The sequence below is a fragment of the Pseudomonas sp. FG36 genome, from assembly GCF_057809275.1.
Genome location: NZ_JBMDJQ010000002.1, coordinates 211,963 through 230,097 on the forward strand (window position 1 = coordinate 211,963; position 18,135 = coordinate 230,097).

The window sequence follows — 18,135 nt, forward strand, 5'->3', positions numbered from 1 at the left end:
GCAAACTGAAGAAAGAAATCCAGCAACTGCGCGAAGAACTGATGTCCATCGAGCAGGTCAAGAACAGCCTCGACAGCGAGATGCTGGTGCTCCAGCTCGACCCACAGGGGCGCATCGAGTCGGTCAACGGCAACTTCGAGGCCGAAATGGGCTACCGCGCCGAGCAGCTCATCGGGCGCAATATCGAGGAGATCGTCCCGGCCCATGTGAAGAAGCTCGATTTCTATCAGCGCATGAAACACGCCATCACCCGGGGCGAGCACCTCAACGGCGCCTTCCGCCTGCTGCGTGGCAACGGCGAAGAGGCCTGGCTGCGCTCGATCCTGCAACCGGTCAAGGACAGCGACGGGCGCATCAAGTACTTCTCCCTGCACTCCAGCGACCTGACCCGCACCATCGAGACGTCCCGCGAGCATGAGAGCCTGATCAAGGCCCTGATGCGATCCACCGCGGTGATCGAGTTCAATCTCGAAGGCCAGGTGCTGACCGCCAACGACCGCTTCCTGCAGACCATGGGCTACACCCTCGAACAGATCCGCGGCAAGTCGCACCGCATGTTCTGCGAGCCGGAAGAAGCCAACTCGGCGGGCTACCAGGAGTTCTGGAACAGGCTGCGCCGTGGCGAATTCGTTGCCGAGCGCTTCAAGCGCATCGATGCCCATGGCCGCGTGGTGTGGCTGGAGGCCTCGTACAACCCGATCATCGACGCCCATGACGTGCTCTATAAAGTGGTCAAGTTCGCCACCGTGATCACCGATCAGGTCAACCAGGAGCTGGCCGTGGCCCAGGCCGCCGACATCGCCTACACCACCTCGCTGGAAACCGACGACAGCGCGCGCAAGGCCACCGACGTGGTAACCCAGACCGTCGAGGTGATGCGTGGGCTGGAAGGCTCGATGCAGGACGCCGCCGAGGGTATCCAGGCACTGGACAAGCAGTCGAAGGTGATCGGCGCGATCATCAAGACCATCAGCGACATCGCCGGGCAGACCAACCTGCTGGCGCTCAACGCCGCCATCGAAGCCGCCCGCGCCGGCGAACAGGGCCGTGGTTTCGCCGTGGTCGCCGACGAAGTGCGCCAACTGGCCTCGCGCACCAGCAGCGCCACCGAGGAAATCGCCAAGGTGGTGCAGCAGAACGAACAGCTGGCCCAGGCCGCGGTGGACATCATCGACACCAGCAAGCGTCAGGCCGAGCAAGGCTTGGCCTTGGCCGCCGATACCGGCGGGGTGATCGTCGAGATCCAGGAAGGGGCGAAGAAGGTGGTGGATGCGGTGGGGCAGTTTTCCAGTCAGCTGAGCCACTGACCGAACTCAAGCCATCGCGGGGCAAGCTCGCTCCCACGGATCTAGTGGGAGCGGGCTTGCCCCGCGATGGCGCTCATTCAGCCGCGCTCCCGCACCCAGAACAACGTTGCCCCGGCCACCGCCGCCGGCATCATCAGCACGTTGACCCCCGGAATCATCAGCGCCAGGTAGGTGATCCCGCCAAAGCCCATCGATTGCCAGCGCTTGGCGCGCAGCCAGGCGAGCATGTCCTGCCAGCTCATCTTGTTGTTGTCCGCCGGGTAGTCGATGTACTGGATGGCCATCATCCAGATACCGAACACCAGCCACAGCGGCGCGGCGATCACGTTCACCACCGGGATGAACGACAGGATGAACAGGCCGATGGCCCGTGGCAGGAAGTAGCCAAGTTTGCGCATCTCGCGGCTCAGGGTACGTGGCACCATGGCCATCAGCTCGCTCCAGCTGAAGGGCGGGAAGTTGTCCTGGCCGCGTACCACCACTTCGACCTTTTCCGCCAGGAAGCCGTTGAACGGCGCGGCGATGACGTTGGCCAGCAAGGTGAAGGTGAAGAACACCATCAACAGCACCAGGGCGACGAACAGTGGCCACAGGATGTAGGTGAGAAAGCCCAGCCAGTCGGGCAGGGTGGGCATCAGCGCATCGACCCACAGGCTGAACTGGTGGCCGGCAAAGTAGATCAGGCCGCCGAACAGCAGCAGGTTGACCGCCAGGGGCAACAGCACGAACAGGCGCAGGCTGGGGCTCAGGACCAGTTTCAGGCCTTCGCGCAGGTACTGCGGGCCGGACAGGACGGGGGCTTGCATCGGAATGCTCCGCTTGAGGAAAACGCGCTGACCTTACCGAGTTTGGCGCGCCGACGAAAGGCGCCGCGCCTTCGGGAAACGGCGTGTAACAAAGCGCCGGCACAATGCCTGTCGGTTTCCTTAGCGAATAGAGACTGTCTATAAGGTGGATTGTCGAAGGATATTTCCTTAATCTCTGCGGCCTCGCTACAGTGCGCTCAACTTTTTTGGTTTTGGACCAACGCGTTGTAGCCTTCCCCAAGTGCTGCGTGGGTCCCTTTTAATTCCAGCTGGCGCAACCGGCGCACCGACGCCGGCCCCGTGCGGCCCGCTCGACAGGAGTTCGACATGTCCGAAGTACGTCATTCGCGCGTCATCATTCTCGGTTCCGGCCCTGCCGGTTACAGCGCCGCGGTGTATGCCGCCCGCGCCAACCTCAAGCCGCTGCTGATCACCGGCATGCAGGCGGGCGGCCAGCTGACCACCACCACCGAAGTCGACAACTGGCCGGGCGACCCCCACGGCCTGACCGGCCCGGCCCTGATGCAGCGCATGCAGGAACACGCCGAGCGCTTCGAGACCGAGATCGTCTTCGACCACATCAACGCCGTCGACCTGGCCAACAAGCCGTTCACCCTGCGCGGTGACAGCGGCACCTACACCTGCGACGCGCTGATCATTGCCACTGGCGCCAGCGCCCGCTACCTGGGCCTGCCGTCGGAAGAAACCTTCATGGGCAAGGGCGTGTCGGCCTGCGCCACCTGCGACGGCTTCTTCTACCGCAACAAGCCGGTGGCGGTCGTCGGCGGCGGCAACACCGCCGTGGAAGAGGCGCTGTACCTGGCCAACATCGCCAGCAAGGTGACTCTGGTACACCGTCGCGACACCTTCCGCGCCGAGAAGATCCTGATCGACAAGCTGCACGCCCGTGTCGCCGAAGGCAAGATCGAACTCAAGCTCAACGCCACCCTGGACGAAGTGCTGGGTGACAACATGGGCGTGACCGGTGCGCGCCTGAAGAACAACGATGGCAGCTTCGACGAAATCAAGGTCGACGGTGTGTTCATCGCCATCGGCCACACCCCGAACACCTCGCTGTTCGAAGGCCAGCTGACCCTGAAGGACGGCTATCTGGTGGTCCACGGCGGCCGTGAAGGCAACGCCACCGCCACCAACGTCGAGGGCGTGTTCGCCGCCGGCGACGTGGCCGACCACGTCTACCGCCAGGCCATCACTTCGGCCGGTGCCGGCTGCATGGCGGCCCTGGACGTCGAGCGTTACCTGGACGGCCTGGCCAACGCCGCGCACTGATCCAGCCTTTGCGGGCCAGCCCGCTCCTGCACAGAACGTGGGGGCGGGTTGGTCCCGCGATAAAAGACCGGCCATCTGGTTAATGCCAGTCAGTTAAGCTGACTGGCATTTTCATTTTCGCGTGGGGTAGTTCGCTGGTCGTTGCTTCACTGCGCGGGGAAACCCAAACCGACATCCGGCGGAACAACGCCATGCCGATGTTGCACCACGCCAGGCTTTCCCACGGCAGTCGGCGTTTGCGAAGGGTCGAGACGCCTGCCGTCTCGAAGGCCCGTTTCACAATGCCTGGATCAAGCAAGGCTCCCAGCCCTTCGCATGCGTGTGGCCGCGATGCCATTTCGTGAGTGAGGGACAGTGCTTTTGACAGGCGCATAAAAAATCCGATGCTCGTTTCCAAGCATCGGATTTTGCGGCCTACAGGCTAAAGGTCAGTGTGTCAGCTTAACTGCAGGCAGTAGGCCTCGGACCTCCCTTTCTGCGGATGCGACGTATCAGTCGAACAGACCGAAGGTCATGTAGCTGAACCAGCTGCGGTCCTTCTCGGCTTCCTTCGGACCTTCCGGCAGGATTGGATCGCCGTTCTCGTCCTTGGGCAGCAGCTCCTCGGGCATTTCCGAGCGGGCGTCCTGGAACTGCTTGACCACGTCCTGGTTGGCGCGGGTTTCGCCCGGCGGCAGCGGGGTCTTGGTTTCGATCAGGCCCAGGGTGGCCTTGGACAGCCACGAGCGGTTGCCGTTTTCGTCGACCTTGGTGACGAACTGGCCATCGACCAGGCTCGGGTGGTCCGGGTAGTTGAGCTTGAGGGTCTCGAGGCTGGTGGCAGCCAGCTCGTCCAGGTGCATGCGCTGGTACGACTCGACCATTACCGCCAGGCCGTCACCCACCGATGGGGTTTCCTGGAAGTTCTCCACCACGTAGCGGCCACGGTTGGCGGCGGCTACATAGGCCTCGCGGCTCAGGTAGTAGTTGGCCACGTGGATTTCGTAGGAGGCCAGCAGGTTGCGCAGGTAGATCATGCGCTGCTTGGCGTCCGGGGCGTAGCGGCTGTTGGGGAAGCGGCTGGTCAGCTGGGCGAACTCGTTGTACGAGTCGCGGGCGGCGCCCGGGTCACGCTTGGTCATGTCCAGTGGCAGGAAGCGCGCCAGCAGGCCACGGTCCTGGTCGAACGAGGTCAGGCCCTTGAGGTAGTAGGCGTAGTCGACGTTCGGGTGCTGCGGGTGCAGGCGGATGAAGCGCTCGGCAGCCGACTTGGCGGCCTCGGGCTCGGAGTTCTTGTAGTTGGCGTAGATCAGCTCGAGCTGGGCCTGGTCGGCGTAGCGGCCGAACGGGTAGCGCGACTCCAGGGCCTTGAGCTTGTTCACGGCGCTGGTATAGCTGGAGTTGTCCAGGTCGGCCTGCGCCTGCTGGTACAGCTCGGCCTCGCTGAGGTTCTCGTCAATGACTTCCTTGTTCGAGGAACAGGCAGCGGTGAGCCCGAGGATGGCGATCAGCAGCAGGTGTTTCACTTGCATGGCGGCTTGCGTCCCTTTGACGGCCGCTGTCTTGGGCGGTGCCGTCCTGTTATGATGAGCGCCCCCGGCCAAACCCCGGGGCAAAAGAAGCCGTATTTAACCACAAGCGCGCAGCCGAAACCAAAGGCTGAACGCCCGTCGATTCGAGCATGTCCGAGATCATTCAACTTAGCGCAGAGGTCCCGTCCGAACTGGGCGGCCAACGCCTCGACCAGGTCGCCGCCCAATTGTTCGCCGAGTACTCGCGTTCGCGCCTGTCCTCGTGGATCAAAGATGGCCGCCTGACCGTCGATGGCGCGGTGCTGCGGCCGCGCGACACCGTCCACACCGGCTCCATCCTGGCCCTCGAGGCCGAGCAGGAGGCCCAGGGCGAATGGGTGGCTCAGGACATCGAGCTGGACATCGTCTATGAAGATGACCAGATCCTGGTGATCAACAAGCCGGCCGGGCTGGTAGTCCACCCGGCGGCCGGTCACCCCGACGGCACCCTGCTCAATGCCCTGCTGCACCATGTGCCGGACATCGTCAACGTGCCGCGCGCCGGTATCGTGCACCGTCTGGACAAGGACACCACCGGTCTGATGGTGGTGGCCAAGACCCTGCAGGCGCAAACGAACCTGGTCGACCAACTGCAGAAGCGCTCGGTCAGCCGTATCTACGAGTGCATCGTGGTCGGCGTGGTGATCGCCGGTGGCAAGATCGACGCCCCGATCGGCCGCCACGGCGGCGAGCGCCAGCGCATGGCGGTCACCGACGGCGGCAAGCCGGCGGTCAGCCACTATCGCGTGCTCAAGCGCTTCCGCTCGCACACCCATGTGCGGGTCAAGCTGGAAACAGGCCGCACCCACCAGATCCGCGTGCACATGGCGCATGTCGGTTATCCGCTGGTCGGCGACCAGACCTACGGCGTGCGCTTCCGCATTCCTCCGGCCGCCAGCGTGGCCATGGTCGAGGCGGTGAAGAACTTCCCGCGCCAGGCCCTGCACGCTCGCTTCCTGGCCCTGGATCACCCGACCACCGGTGAGCGCATGGAATGGGCCTCGCCGCTGCCGGACGACTTCCTCTGGCTGCTGTCGCTGCTCAACGACGACCGCGAGAGCTTTATCGGATGAGTGGCCTGACGCAGGCGCTGATCATTCCCGACTGGCCGGCCCCGGCCTCGGTACGCGCCTGTGTCACCACCCGCGAGGGCGGCGTCAGCCTGCCGCCCTATGAATCCTTCAATCTTGGCGACCATGTGGGCGATGACCCCGCTGCGGTTGCCGAGAACCGTCGTCGCCTCAGCGAAGAATTCGCCATCCAGCCCGCCTGGCTCAAGCAGGTGCACGGGCTGGTGGTGGCCGATGCCGACCCTGCCGTGGTCGCCGAGGCCGATGCCAGCTGGACCGACCAGCCGGGCATCGCCTGCGCCGTGATGACCGCCGATTGCCTGCCTGCCCTGTTCTGCGACCGCGCCGGTACCCGCGTGGCCGCCGCCCATGCCGGCTGGCGCGGGCTGGCCGGTGGCGTGCTGGAAGCCACCCTCGATCGCCTGGCCCTGCCACCCGAAGAGGTGCTGGTATGGCTGGGCCCGGCCATCGGGCCGCAGGCGTTCGAGGTCGGCATGGAAGTGCGCGATGCCTTTACCGCCGTGCATCCCGAGGCAGCCGCGGCGTTCGTCGACGGCGAGCGGCCGGGCAAGCTGATGGCCGATATCTACCAGCTGGCGCGGATTCGCCTGGCGGCGCGTGGGGTGACTGCCGTTTATGGTGGCGGCTTTTGTACCGTCAGCGATCCGCGTTTCTTCTCCTATCGCCGCACCCCGCAGGGTGGGCGCTTCACTTCGCTGGTCTGGTTGCAGCCGCGCTGACCCCGTCAACCCCGCTACGCTTGAATCTTCCAGAATCACCCTTATCTATTGGTCATCTCAGGCAGGTTCATCATTACAGGTGCTGTCCATCGCTCCGCCTGCCCTTTAAAGGAAGGTATCCCCCATGCGAATAGACCGACTGACCAGCAAGCTGCAACTCGCGTTATCCGATTCCCAATCCCTGGCCGTGGGCATGGACCACCCGGCCATCGAGCCCCTGCACCTGCTGCAGGCGCTGATCGACCAGCAGGGCGGCTCGATCAAGCCGCTGCTGATGCAGGTCGGCTTCGACGTCAACAGCCTGCGCAAGGCGCTGACCAAAGAGCTCGACCAGCTGCCGAAAATCCAGAACCCCACCGGCGACGTGAACATGTCCCAGGACCTGGCGCGCCTGCTCAACCAGGCCGACCGCCTGGCCCAGCAGAAGGGCGACCAGTTCATCTCCAGCGAGCTGGTGCTGCTCGCCGCCATGGACGAGAACAGCAAGGTCGGCAAGCTGCTGCTCGGCCAGGGCGTGAGCAAGAAGGCCCTGGAAAACGCCATCAACAACCTGCGCGGCGGCGCGGCGGTGAACGACGCCAACGCCGAGGAATCGCGCCAGGCCCTGGACAAGTACACCGTCGACCTCACCAAGCGCGCCGAGGAAGGCAAGCTCGACCCGGTGATCGGCCGTGACGACGAGATCCGCCGCACCATCCAGGTGCTGCAACGCCGTACCAAGAACAACCCGGTGCTGATCGGCGAGCCCGGCGTGGGCAAGACCGCCATCGCCGAAGGCCTGGCCCAGCGCATCATCAACGGTGAAGTGCCCGACGGCCTCAAGGGCAAGCGCCTGCTGGCGCTGGACATGGGCGCGTTGATCGCCGGCGCCAAGTACCGCGGCGAGTTCGAAGAGCGCCTCAAAGGCCTGCTCAACGAACTGAGCAAGCAGGAAGGCCAGATCATCCTGTTCATCGACGAGCTGCACACCATGGTCGGCGCCGGTAAGGGCGAGGGCGCCATGGACGCCGGCAACATGCTCAAGCCGGCCCTGGCCCGTGGCGAGCTGCACTGCGTCGGCGCCACCACGCTCAACGAGTACCGCCAGTTCATCGAGAAGGACGCCGCATTGGAGCGCCGCTTCCAGAAGGTGCTGGTCGAGGAGCCGAGCGAGGAAGACACCATCGCCATCCTGCGCGGCCTGAAAGAGCGCTATGAAGTGCACCACAAGGTGGCCATCACCGACGGCGCGATCATTGCCGCGGCCAAGCTCAGCCACCGCTACATCACCGACCGCCAGCTGCCGGATAAGGCCATCGACCTGATCGACGAAGCCGCCAGCCGCATCCGCATGGAGATCGACTCCAAGCCGGAGGTGCTCGACCGCCTCGACCGTCGCCTGATCCAGTTGAAGGTGGAATCCCAGGCGCTGAAGAAGGAAGAAGACGAAGCGGCGAAGAAACGCCTGGAAAAACTGACCGAGGAAATCGAGCGCCTGGAGCGCGAGTATTCCGACCTCGAAGAGATCTGGGCCTCGGAAAAGGCCGAGGTGCAAGGTTCGGCGCAGATCCAGCAAAAGATCGAGCAGGCCCGCCAGGAGCTGGAAGCCGCGCGCCGCAAGGGCGACCTCAGCCGCATGGCCGAGCTGCAGTACGGGGTGATCCCGGACCTGGAGCGCAGCCTGCAGATGGTCGACCAGCACGGCAAGACCGACAACCAGCTGCTGCGCAACAAGGTCACCGAGGAAGAGATTGCCGAAGTGGTGTCCAAGTGGACCGGTATTCCGGTGGCGAAGATGCTCGAAGGCGAGCGTGAGAAGCTGCTGAAGATGGAAAGCCTGCTGCACGAACGGGTGATCGGCCAGGACGAGGCGGTGACCGCCGTGGCCAACGCCGTACGCCGTTCCCGCGCCGGGCTGTCCGACCCGAACCGCCCGAGTGGTTCGTTCCTGTTCCTTGGGCCCACCGGGGTGGGCAAGACCGAGCTGTGCAAGGCGCTGGCCGAGTTCCTCTTCGATACCGAAGAGGCCATGGTGCGCATCGACATGTCCGAGTTCATGGAGAAACACTCCGTGGCGCGTCTGATCGGTGCCCCGCCAGGGTATGTGGGCTATGAAGAGGGCGGTTACCTGACCGAGGCCGTGCGTCGCAAGCCGTACTCGGTGGTGCTGCTCGACGAGGTGGAGAAAGCCCACCCGGATGTGTTCAACGTGCTGCTGCAGGTGCTGGAAGATGGCCGCCTGACCGACAGCCACGGCCGTACCGTGGACTTCCGCAACACCGTGATCGTGATGACCTCCAACCTGGGCTCGGCGCAGATCCAGGAACTGGCCGGTGACCGCGAGGCTCAGCGTGCGGCGGTGATGGATGCGGTGGGCGCGCACTTCCGTCCGGAGTTCATCAACCGCATCGACGAAGTGGTGGTGTTCGAACCGCTGGGCCGCGAGCAGATCGCCGGTATCACCGAGATCCAGCTTGGCCGCCTGCGTGGTCGCCTGGCCGAGCGCGAGCTGTCGCTGAGCCTGAGCCCGGAGGCGTTGGACAAGCTGATCGCCGTCGGTTACGACCCGGTGTATGGCGCACGGCCATTGAAGCGTGCGATCCAGCGCTGGATCGAGAACCCGCTGGCGCAGCTGATCCTGGCGGGCGAGTTCCTGCCGGGTGCGGCGATCACCGCGAAGGTCGAGGGCGACGAGATTGTCTTTGGCTGACCTGCAGTAAACGAAGAGCCCCGCGTAAGCGGGGCTTTTTTATGTGTGCTGTCTGGCCTTATCGCGGGGCAAAGCCCGCTCCCACGCCAATCTGCGCCAGAAGGTAGCCAATGCGTGGGAGCGGGCTTGCCCCGCGATAAGGCCAGTACAGGCAGCGCAAACCCCTGATTTTCCGGCTTCCAAGCTAACTTGCTGAAAATTTTGAAAAAAGTGCTTGCACAAAAATCAGAGTGCCCCTAATATTCGCCCCGCTGTCAGGCACTGAGCAGATCGCCAGCAACACCGACGATCTGAAAATAACTTACAAATCAGTAAGTTGAACGAAAAAAAGTGGTTGACAAGCAAAACGAAGAATGTAGAATAGCCGGCCTCAGCAGCGACAACGCGAAAGCGGATAGCCAAAGAGATCGAAGCTAACACAGGCTTCGAAGCAGTAAAGATGTACCGAAGTTCAGTTCCGCGATAGCTCAGTCGGTAGAGCAAATGACTGTTAATCATTGGGTCCCTGGTTCGAGTCCAGGTCGCGGAGCCAATCTCGGGGTGTAGCGCAGTCCGGTAGCGCGCCTGCTTTGGGAGCAGGATGTCAGGAGTTCGAATCCCCTCACCCCGACCATTTTCCGGGTCGTTAGCTCAGTTGGTAGAGCAGTTGGCTTTTAACCAATTGGTCGTAGGTTCGAATCCTACACGACCCACCATGTAAAAAGGGCATCTCGACTGAGATGCCCTTTTTCTTTTGTCCGCGATTTATATCCCCGCCCTTTGCTACCCTGTGGCCTTTGCCCGCAGGAGCGCCCGCGCATGTCACTCAAAGCCAGTGTTTTCATCGCCACCAGCCTGGATGGCTATATCGCCCGTGAAGATGGCGGCCTCGATTGGTTGATGGGCGCCACGCAGTCCGCTGACGACCATGGTTATGCCGGGTTCATGGCGGGCGTCGATACGTTGGTGATGGGGCGCGGCACTTTCGACAAGGTCATGACCTTTGGCGAGTGGCCCTATCCTGATACACGAGTAGTGGTGGTCAGCAGTACCCTCGAGGCGCTGCCCAGGGGCGTATCAGAGCGCGTCGAGCTGCACCCGGGGCCGATCCCGGCGCTGCTCGAGCACCTGCAGACCACGGGCGCAAAGAGCCTGTACCTGGATGGCGGCAAGCTGATTCAGGGGTTCTTGCGCGAGGGGCTGGTGGATGAACTGACCATTACCCGTATCCCCGTGCTGCTGGGGCAGGGAATACCGTTGTTCGGCGAGTTGGCGAAGGATGTGCTGTTGCAGCACATGAGAACGACCAGTTACGAGAGCGGGTTTGTGCAGAGCACGTATCGCATCCTGCGCTAAGTGAGCGTCTGACACGCGGAGTCGCCTGGTGCAATAGCTGATCTTCGCTATTGTGGTAGTTGATGGCTTTTTGCTTCCTCGCCACCATGCCCAAAAGGATATTCGTCATGGCCAAACTAGGACCGCTGCTACGTAATGTGCTCAGCCGGATCGAGCGGAGTACTGGGGATTCGCAGTCGCAGGAGATGCAGCTACTCGCTGCGCATGTGGGAGGGGCCGCCGAATCAGGCCGGCTGCCCGTTGTCGTAAAGATGAACGCGAGAAAGGCACGCGTCGGCGAAAGCTGGCTTGAGTTCAAGCAACGATTCGATCATGAGGTTTCTCCATTCAAAGATGCTGTAAGCGGTGGCCAGGCCCGTCCTTTGTATTTGGCCGGTTCGCTGGCCGCCGCATTCGAGCCTGAGCGCCTGAAAGACATCGCGCAATTGGGTGAGGTTGACTTGATCGAGCTCGACCCAGTCGTCAACCCGACCCTGATGGATGACGCCACGATCGATGTAGGGCTCGACAACTTCAGAAACCAGCATGGCTTGCTGACGGGGGCCGGCATAAAAGTCGCGGTACTGGACTCGGGAATCGATACGCGACATCCATTCCTGGTCGTGGCGGATTCCGTTTCCACCTGTGGCGAGGACTACCTCATTCCTGGATATCACGGCACCCATTGCGCGGGCAGCATTGCCTCGCGTGATCCCATCTACCGGGGGATCGCTCCCGATGTGGATCTGATCAACGTGAAGGTGCTGAGGCAGGATGGCAGTGGCCAGCATACCTCCATACTTCAAGGTGTGGATGCCGCTTTGGACCGGCAGGCAGATATCATCTCCATGAGCCTGGGCTTCAACCATCTCCCCGCCTGGGCGGACGGTGGGCATGGGTGGGCCTGCGCCGATGGCCATTGCCCGTTGTGCACTGCGGTGGACAATGCGTCAGCGTTCGGGGCGATTGTCTGTGTCGCGGCAGGCAATGAACATATGCGGGCGGAAGCGCTGCGCAGAATGGGGTATGGCAGTGCATTCGATACCGAGGTGGCATGCCCTGGCCACTCGCGCTCGGCCATTACAGTCGGAGCGATCACCAAGCGCACGTTTCTCCCAGCGGAGTTTTCAAGCCGAGGGCCCACAGCCTATGGGCTGGACAAGCCCGATGTGGTGGCGCCTGGGGTCAACATCATGTCCACGATCCCGGCGCCACGGATGCCTGACGGATCTCTTGCCCAGGGGGCGTCGCGCTCCGACCTGTTTGGTCGTCTGAGTGGTACTTCCATGGCTACTCCGATTGTTGCGGGTGTGGCTGCCCTTATTCTCCAGCATCGTCGTCTGAAGAATCTGAGCACTACGGGGCCGGCCATGCGCAAGGCCATCCTGGGCGCGGTGACGAGCATGGCATTACCGGTTAACGTCGTAGGCGCTGGTCGGATAAACCTGGCGTGAGCCACCAGCGTGATATGGTTATTGGTAATACTGATGTGTGAGGTGTGAGCTCATGCTGGAAATACGAGAGCTGGAGAAACTGCGCCAATTGGGCCTGACTGAGCACACTTCAGGCGGTGCCGAGGCCGTCAGGGTAACCGCGCAGTGCCGGCAGGTTGGTAAAGTCCTGACACGTGAAGACTTACGTTCCCGGCTGGTCGATTGGCAGCATGAGTTGGAGCAGCGGCTGGCCATTCATGGGGCGGAGCTGATAGAAGGCAGTCTGTCCGTGTCGGGGCAAACGGTAGAGGCTGTAGTGCCTATCCTTGAGCTTTCTCAGGTCATGGCTGAAATGTCGGAACAGGACGTTCGGATCGACATAGTCAAACCGCGCCAAGTTGTCTCCAGATAGCGCGTTTACCTTCTTTCAAATCCGGTAAATTAATGCCTGGCAGTGCTGAATGCACTGCCAGGCATTTTTATCAATGCAGCTTCAGGCGCGGCTCGGTGCCCCGCCCAATCTTGCTGCCCAGCATCAGCATCAAGGTGCGGAAGGTCCCGTACAACGCCATCTGGTGCATCCGGTACAGCGACACATAGAACATCCGCGCCAGCCAGCCTTCCAGCTTGACGCTGCCCATCAGGTTGCCCATCAAGTTACCCACCGCCGAGAAGCGCGACAGCGATACCAGCGAGCCATAGTCTTTGTACTCGTAGGTCGGCAGCGCCTTGTTCTCCAGGCGCAGCTTGAGGCTCTTGGCCAGCAGCGAGGCCTGTTGGTGCGCGGCCTGGGCCCGTGGCGGCACATTGCGGTCGGTGCCCGGTTGCGGGCAGGCGGCGCAGTCGCCGAAGGCGAAGATGTTGTCGTCCAGGGTAGTCTGCAGGGTCGGGCGCACCACCAGCTGGTTGATGCGGTTGGTCTCCAGGCCGTCAATGTCCTTGAGGAAGCCCGGCGCGCGAATGCCTGCCGCCCAGACCTTCAAGCTGGCCTGGATCACTTCGCCCGAGGCGGTCTTCAGGCCATCGGCGGTCACTTCGCTGACCGCGGCGTTGGTCATCACCGTCACCCCGAGTTTTTCCAGGGTCTTGTGCACCGGCACGCTGATGCGCTCCGGCAGCGCCGGCAACACCCGTGGGCCGGCTTCGATGATGGTGATGTGCATGTCTTTCGGCTGGATCTTGTCCAGGCCATAGGCCGCCAGCTCGTGGGCGGCGTTGTGCAGCTCGGCCGCCAGCTCCACACCGGTGGCACCGGCGCCGACGATGGCCACGCTGATCTGCTCGCTGGCCACATCACCGGCGTGGGCACGCAGATAGTGGTTGAGCAGTTGCTGGTGGAAGCGCTCGGCCTGCTTGCGGCTGTCGAGGAACAGGCAGTGCAGCGCCGCGCCCAGGGTGCCGAAGTCGTTGGTGTTGCTGCCCACGGCGATCACCAGGGTGTCGTAGCCGATGGTGCGCGCAGGCAGCAGCTCACGGCCCTCGTCGTCGAGGGTCGCGGCCAGCTGGATCAGTTTGCTTTCGCGGTCCAGGCCGCTCATGCGCCCCATCTGGAAGTTGAAGTTGTTCCACTTGGCCTGGGCCACGTAGTTCAGTTCGTCTTCCGAGGAGTTCAGCGAGCCGGCCGCCACTTCGTGCAGCAGTGGCTTCCAGATGTGCGTCAGGTTGGCATCAACCAGGGTGATCTCGGCCTGTTTGCGCTTGCCCAGGCTTTTACCCAGGCGGGTCGCCAGTTCCAGGCCGCCGGCGCCGCCGCCGACAATCACGATGCGATGAGTCATGGGGATATCTCACAAGTTTTACGGAATTCGTGGACACAAGGTCCGGCCGCATCCGGCATGAGGGGCGGGCGAGCGCAAGGCAGCTCATAGCACCAGTCCACTCAGCAGGCGGCTCAACAGGCCCAGACCGATGGTCACGGCCACCACCAGCAGCAGGAGCAGCCACGGCCGGAAGGGCCGGCGCTCGACTTGATGCTGGGGGGCGCTCAGATACTCATCGACGCGACGCTGATCTTCAGGATTCAGGCGGCTGGTCATGGTGGGCCTCGTCAGATAGACGTTCGTGACTGCGTGTACGCCACAGCGTTCACGCAAACGCATGGGTCGAATGATAATGCTTTCTATCCCTGGCGCCGAGTGTACGTGATCGCAAAGACACCCGGCACTGGATCAAAGACTGATGCCTACGTCGAACACGATGCTGCGCCCCAGGTTGCCGCGCAGGAAATCTGGCGCGTCCGGGTGGGCGAACAGCACCCGGGCGAAGGTCGGCCCCACCAGCGACAACGACCGCCAGCCTTGGCGCAGGTACTCGGTGGGCGGCGGGAAATGGCTGTTGAGGTCGAGCACCTCGCGCTTGAGGCTGGCGAAGGCGATGATGTCCAGCTCGCTAAGGTCCAGCCCGCGCTCGCGGTAGTTGTGCGACTTCTTGCGCAGGGTCGGCGCCAGGCGCGCCAGCAGTTCCTGGGCACTGATGCGCCGGGGCCGCTGCTCGCGGCGCACCAGCTGGGCCAGGGAGAAGGCGCTGCGCCGCCGTTGCAGCTCCTCGCGCCATTCGTCGTTGAGCCGGCGGCCCTCGTCGAGCACGAAGAACACCTCGAACGCCGCATCGCGGAACAGCACGTCCGGCGGCTCTTGCCCGGCCGGGGTGAAATCCTCGCTGCGGTAGGGGATGTTCAGCCCTTGCAGCAGGCGCTGGCAGACCCAACGCTCGCGCTCCCATTTGCGGGCATTGGACAGGAACGCATTGGCTTGCTCGGCCTGGATGGTAAGCAGGCGGAGGTAGTCTGAGTCATCCATGGGGACAAGCTTAGTCGCTAATTGATGACGGTAAGATGCTGTTTGTGCGTAGGAATCAGCCCAGCACCAGCCATTGCTGCACCACCCCCAGCAGATGCAGCAGCCCGCCGCCCAGGCAAATGGCCGAACTGACCGCGATAAACCTTCGGCTGCGCCCGGTGCCGGCCAGTACCAGCGGCCCCAGCAGGCCCCGCGCCAAGTACACCAGGGTGATCAGGCAGATCACCGGCAGCAGCAAGGGCAATGGGCGCATCAGCCCAGCCGCCGACAAGGCATAGGCCGACCAGACGAGCAGTACCGCCGCGATCGCCGCAGTGACCAGGGCCGGGTAGACGCGCCCTTGCTCCGCCGCCCTGGCCATGCGCTCGCCGGCGCCGAACAAGCGGTACCAGCGCGGGCCAATGGCGATCACCGCCAGGTGCAGCACGCCGGCGATGGCGCTGAACGCCGCGCCGAGCAGCAGCGGCAGGTTAAGTCCTTCAGGCATGGCGGACGCGTCCTGCATCGAAAGGAGGTGCCAGCCTATAGCAACCGGTGGCAAGGGAGAATGGGTGTAGACTCAGGCTTGTCCACATGGCCGACAGGGATATTGTTCAGGTGATCAGCGCACAAGTCTTGTCCAGCACCAGCCTTACCCTTGGCTGGATAGGTTACGTGCCCCTGCTGATCTGGGCCGCCAGCCGCACCCGCTGGGTCGAGCTGTTCACCGACACCCGCCGCCAGCACCTGCTGTTCGGCACGGTGTTCTGCCTGTTCATACTCTGGCTGGTGCGCCGCGATTTCGATACCGGGGTGTCGTACCACTTCATCGGCATGACCGCCGTCACCTTGCTGCTGGACTGGCCATTGGCCGTGCTTGGCGGCTTTCTCGCCCAGCTCGGCCTGTTGCTGATGGGCCGGCAGGACCTTGCCGCCATCGGCGTCAACGGCCTGCTGATCGTCGGCCTGCCGGTGCTGGTCACCGAGGTGTGCGCGATCCTGGTCGAGCGCGCCCAGCCGCGTAACCTGTTCGTCTACATCTTCTGTTGCGGGTTCTTCCCGGCGGCGTTGACCGTGTTGCTGTGCCTGATGGCAGGGCTGGGGTTGCTGTGGATGGACGAGCGTTTCGCCATGCCGGAATGGCTCAGCGACTTCGTTGGCTACCTATGGCTGATGATGTTCCCCGAGGCGTTCATCAACGGCACGGTGATCAGTGCGCTGGTGGTGTTCTGCCCGGAGTGGCTGGAGACCTTCAACCGCAGCCGCTATCTGCAGGCGCCGTGGAAGGATGACGAGCGCTAAAGCGTTATCGAGTGGCCTGTCCCGGCCTCTCGCCGGCAAGCCGGCTCCCACACCGACCGCGTAAACCTAAAGCCAAGCGCCGTCCCTGTGGGAGCTGGCTTGCCAGCGATGGGCCGCAACGCGGCCCCAGGATTCAAGCAGCAGCTGTTGTCAAGGCTGCGCGATCCGTTTAGTGCCGCGGCTCCAGATCCCCCGAATACAACTCGTCCTCGGACTCCTCCGCCCCGGCGATCTTGTGCTCCTCGGCCGCCCAGGCACCCAGGTCGATCAACTTGCAGCGGTCCGAGCAGAACGGCCGGAACGGGCTCTGCTCGCCCCATTCCACGGGCGCCCCGCAGGTCGGGCAATCAACGGTCATCGGCTGGCTCATGGCTGGCCTCCTCGTAAAGTCAGGTAAAAGTGGTGCAGGCGGTCGATCTCGTCGTGCAGCGATTGCAGGTCACGATCGTTGACCACCACGTCATCGGCATGGCGCAGGCGCTCTTCCCGGGCCAGCTGGGCCTTGAGAATCGCCTGCACCTGTTCCGCGCTGGTGTTGTCGCGGGCCAAGGTGCGTTGCACCTGCAACTCGGTCGGCGCGTCGATCACCAGGATGCGCTGGGTCTTCTGGTGCTGCCCCGATTCGATCAACAGCGGCGAAACGTACACCGCATAGGGCGTCTCGGCCTTGGCCAGGTAGCTGAAGATCTCCTGGCCGATCAGCGGGTGCAGCAGTTGTTCCAGCCATTGCCGTTGGCTTGGGTCGGCGAAGATCAGCTGGCGCAGGGCGCCACGGTCGAGCTGGCCGTCCGCCTGCAGCACGCCTGCGCCAAAGCGCTCGACGATGCTGGCCAGGGCAGGGCGCCCCGGCTCGACGACCCAGCGCGCGGCCTGGTCGGCATCGACCAGGTGCACGCCCAGCTCGACGAAACGCTCGGCGGCGGCGCTCTTGCCGCTGCCGATGCCGCCGGTAAGGCCAAGAATCCAGGGTGTGAAGGGCGCTGTGCTCATCAGGTTCCAAGCAGTTGCAGGTATGAGGCGACTATTTCATCACCCCAGAGCAATGCGATCCACCCCGCAATGGCCAGATAAGGCCCGAAAGGCAATGCCGCGCCCATTTGCGTGCGCTTGAAACGCACCAGCGTCAGCCCGATCAGCGCCCCTACCAAGGACGCCAGCATCAAGGTCAGCGGCAGGATTTGCCAACCGCCCCAGGCACCGAGCATGGCCAGCAGCTTGAAGTCGCCGAAGCCCATGCCCTCCTTGCCGGTGATCAGCTTGAAGACCCAGTACACCGACCACAAACTCAGGTAGCCCGCCACCGCGCCCCACAGCGCATCGCTCAGCGGCACCAGCAACCCGAAGGCGTTGACGATCAACCCCAGCCACAACAGCGGCAGCACCAGCACATCCGGCAGCAACTGGTGCTCGGCATCGATCAGGCTCAAGGCGATCAGCCCCCAGGTCAGCAGCATCACCCCCAGCGCCTCGACACTCGGCCCGAAATGCCAGGCCACCAACAGCGAGAGCAGGGCGCTGCCCAGCTCCACCAGGGGATAACGCACGCTGATCCGCGCCTTGCACCCCGCGCAACGCCCGCGCAGGGCCAGGTAACTCAGCAGCGGAATATTTTCCCAGGCGCGGATCTGGCGCTGGCAGTGCGGGCAACGCGAAGCTGGCAGGCACAGGTCGAAGCGCTCATGCTCGGCCTGCGGCAGCCCCAGCACCTCCTGCGCCTCCCGCTGCCACTGGCGCTCGAGCATGATCGGCAGGCGGTAAGCCAGCACATTGAGAAAACTGCCCACCAGCAATCCCAGCACCGCGGCCAAGGTATGGAAGAACGGCGGATGTTCGACGATTACGGTCCAGGCATTCATG

The 18,135-nt window shown here is 63.4% G+C and carries 18 protein-coding genes, 3 tRNA genes and 2 pseudogenes; 13 read left to right on the forward strand and 10 right to left on the reverse strand.

What is annotated here, in order from left to right; all coding sequences use genetic code 11:
• Positions 1–80 precede the first annotated feature (80 nt).
• A pseudogene (locus ACODS9_RS03105) lies at positions 81–713 on the forward strand (PAS domain-containing protein); the annotation flags it as partial.
• Between the two features lie 174 nt (positions 714–887).
• Positions 888–1,307 (forward strand): annotated as a pseudogene (locus ACODS9_RS03110) (methyl-accepting chemotaxis protein); the annotation flags it as partial.
• A gap of 77 nt (positions 1,308–1,384) precedes the next feature.
• Here ACODS9_RS03110 and cysZ read toward each other — a convergent pair.
• Positions 1,385–2,113, reverse strand: a complete 729-nt coding sequence (gene cysZ / locus ACODS9_RS03115) for a sulfate transporter CysZ (RefSeq protein WP_102682515.1) — start codon at positions 2,111–2,113, stop codon at positions 1,385–1,387.
• Between the two features lie 327 nt (positions 2,114–2,440).
• Between cysZ and trxB the strand changes: the two genes are divergently transcribed.
• Positions 2,441–3,403: a thioredoxin-disulfide reductase gene (gene trxB / locus ACODS9_RS03120; protein WP_401106581.1), complete on the forward strand. Its 963-nt coding sequence runs from the start codon at positions 2,441–2,443 to the stop codon at positions 3,401–3,403.
• 79 nt (positions 3,404–3,482) lie between these two features.
• On the opposite strand, the gene ACODS9_RS03125 is transcribed toward trxB, so the two are convergent.
• A complete protein-coding gene (locus ACODS9_RS03125) occupies positions 3,483–3,776 on the reverse strand; it encodes a transposase domain-containing protein (RefSeq protein WP_401106992.1) in 294 nt (97 codons plus the stop codon).
• A 118-nt stretch (positions 3,777–3,894) separates the two neighbouring features.
• Positions 3,895–4,914, reverse strand: a complete 1,020-nt coding sequence (locus ACODS9_RS03130; RefSeq protein ID WP_046854166.1) for an outer membrane protein assembly factor BamD — start codon at positions 4,912–4,914, stop codon at positions 3,895–3,897.
• A 149-nt stretch (positions 4,915–5,063) separates the two neighbouring features.
• On the opposite strand from ACODS9_RS03130, the gene rluD reads away from it, so the two are divergent.
• The 9 genes from rluD to ACODS9_RS03175 all read left to right on the forward strand — a co-directional run bounded on the left by rluD (position 5,064) and on the right by ACODS9_RS03175 (position 12,611).
• The gene (gene rluD / locus ACODS9_RS03135) at positions 5,064–6,026 is read left to right on the forward strand and encodes a 23S rRNA pseudouridine(1911/1915/1917) synthase RluD (protein ID WP_110604838.1); all 963 of its coding nucleotides are present in this window, start codon (positions 5,064–5,066) and stop codon (positions 6,024–6,026) included.
• Positions 6,023–6,763: a peptidoglycan editing factor PgeF gene (gene pgeF / locus ACODS9_RS03140; RefSeq protein WP_489093202.1), complete on the forward strand. Its 741-nt coding sequence runs from the start codon at positions 6,023–6,025 to the stop codon at positions 6,761–6,763. Before rluD ends, pgeF begins: the two co-directional genes overlap by 4 nt.
• Positions 6,764–6,887: 124 nt before the next feature.
• Positions 6,888–9,452 carry an ATP-dependent chaperone ClpB gene (gene clpB, locus ACODS9_RS03145; protein ID WP_023631670.1) on the forward strand — a complete coding sequence of 855 codons (2,565 nt, stop codon included), beginning with the start codon at positions 6,888–6,890 and terminating at the stop codon, positions 9,450–9,452.
• Positions 9,453–9,908: 456 nt separating this feature from the next.
• Positions 9,909–9,984: transfer RNA gene (locus ACODS9_RS03150), tRNA-Asn, on the forward strand.
• A gap of 4 nt (positions 9,985–9,988) precedes the next feature.
• A tRNA-Pro gene (locus ACODS9_RS03155) sits at positions 9,989–10,065 on the forward strand.
• Positions 10,066–10,071: 6 nt separating this feature from the next.
• Positions 10,072–10,147 (forward strand) — tRNA-Lys (locus ACODS9_RS03160).
• Positions 10,148–10,250: 103 nt separating this feature from the next.
• Positions 10,251–10,787 (forward strand): dihydrofolate reductase family protein, encoded by a 537-nt coding sequence (locus tag ACODS9_RS03165; RefSeq protein WP_489093203.1) that lies wholly within the window; start codon positions 10,251–10,253, stop codon positions 10,785–10,787.
• Between the two features lie 107 nt (positions 10,788–10,894).
• Positions 10,895–12,220 carry a S8 family serine peptidase gene (locus tag ACODS9_RS03170; protein WP_401106591.1) on the forward strand — a complete coding sequence of 442 codons (1,326 nt, stop codon included), beginning with the start codon at positions 10,895–10,897 and terminating at the stop codon, positions 12,218–12,220.
• Between the two features lie 52 nt (positions 12,221–12,272).
• A complete protein-coding gene (locus ACODS9_RS03175) occupies positions 12,273–12,611 on the forward strand; it encodes a hypothetical protein (protein ID WP_401106594.1) in 339 nt (112 codons plus the stop codon).
• 70 nt (positions 12,612–12,681) lie between these two features.
• On the opposite strand, the gene ACODS9_RS03180 is transcribed toward ACODS9_RS03175, so the two are convergent.
• From ACODS9_RS03180 to ACODS9_RS03195, 4 genes are all read right to left on the reverse strand, one after another.
• Positions 12,682–13,977, reverse strand: coding sequence for an NAD(P)/FAD-dependent oxidoreductase (locus tag ACODS9_RS03180; RefSeq protein WP_489093204.1), 1,296 nt, complete (start codon positions 13,975–13,977; stop codon positions 12,682–12,684).
• Positions 13,978–14,061: 84 nt separating this feature from the next.
• Positions 14,062–14,235 (reverse strand): DUF3094 family protein, encoded by a 174-nt coding sequence (locus ACODS9_RS03185; RefSeq protein WP_023631877.1) that lies wholly within the window; start codon positions 14,233–14,235, stop codon positions 14,062–14,064.
• 132 nt (positions 14,236–14,367) lie between these two features.
• Positions 14,368–14,997, reverse strand: a complete 630-nt coding sequence (locus tag ACODS9_RS03190; protein WP_038706811.1) for a DUF1780 domain-containing protein — start codon at positions 14,995–14,997, stop codon at positions 14,368–14,370.
• Between the two features lie 55 nt (positions 14,998–15,052).
• The gene (locus ACODS9_RS03195; RefSeq protein WP_277502078.1) at positions 15,053–15,484 is read right to left on the reverse strand and encodes a hypothetical protein; all 432 of its coding nucleotides are present in this window, start codon (positions 15,482–15,484) and stop codon (positions 15,053–15,055) included.
• Positions 15,485–15,570: 86 nt separating this feature from the next.
• On the opposite strand from ACODS9_RS03195, the gene ACODS9_RS03200 reads away from it, so the two are divergent.
• Positions 15,571–16,278 (forward strand): energy-coupling factor ABC transporter permease, encoded by a 708-nt coding sequence (locus ACODS9_RS03200; RefSeq protein ID WP_476260716.1) that lies wholly within the window; start codon positions 15,571–15,573, stop codon positions 16,276–16,278.
• Between the two features lie 169 nt (positions 16,279–16,447).
• On the opposite strand, the gene yacG is transcribed toward ACODS9_RS03200, so the two are convergent.
• From yacG to ACODS9_RS03215, 3 genes are read right to left on the reverse strand one after another with little or no spacing between them, the layout of a single operon-like run.
• On the reverse strand, positions 16,448–16,648 hold the full coding sequence (yacG, locus tag ACODS9_RS03205; RefSeq protein ID WP_046854173.1) for a DNA gyrase inhibitor YacG: 201 nt from the start codon (positions 16,646–16,648) through the stop codon (positions 16,448–16,450).
• Entirely contained in the window at positions 16,645–17,268 is a 624-nt protein-coding gene (coaE, locus tag ACODS9_RS03210; protein WP_038706809.1) for a dephospho-CoA kinase, read from the reverse strand. Before coaE ends, yacG begins: the two co-directional genes overlap by 4 nt.
• Positions 17,268–18,134 carry a prepilin peptidase gene (locus ACODS9_RS03215; protein WP_489093205.1) on the reverse strand — a complete coding sequence of 289 codons (867 nt, stop codon included), beginning with the start codon at positions 18,132–18,134 and terminating at the stop codon, positions 17,268–17,270. Before ACODS9_RS03215 ends, coaE begins: the two co-directional genes overlap by 1 nt.
• Position 18,135: the final 1 nt, after the last annotated feature.